This window comes from Escherichia sp. 94.0001 (genome assembly GCF_013369155.2).
GTDB lineage: Bacteria > Pseudomonadota > Gammaproteobacteria > Enterobacterales > Enterobacteriaceae > Escherichia > Escherichia coli_F.
The window spans coordinates 1-258 of record NZ_JABWMS020000315.1 but is presented as its reverse complement, the minus strand read 5'-3'; the positions used below and the strand labels follow the sequence as shown (position 1 = coordinate 258).

1 protein-coding gene is annotated in these 258 nt (G+C 52.3%); it reads right to left on the bottom strand.

Annotated features, from left to right (window positions below; genetic code table 11):
• On the bottom strand, positions 1 to 258 hold a 258-nt coding region (locus HEN33_RS25910; RefSeq protein WP_242460333.1), incomplete at both ends, for a replication protein P.

Here is a 258-nt window from a genome sequence, read left to right as displayed (position 1 = left end):
CCATGACAGGAAGTTGTTTTACTGGTTCAGGTATCGTCTCACCACGGTTAATTCGTGCTGTCATACAGGTCAGTTCATCGGCAGCCTTGCGCCGTAATTCCGCGTCAGTCAGCGCATTGGCCCGCATGTTCTGGTACAGGTTGGTAACCAGCCAGTAGTGCGCGTTTGATTTCCACGGATAAGACTCTGCATCCGGATACAGCCCACGCTTCCGGCAATACTCGTAAACCATATCAACCAGCTCGCTGACGTTTGGCA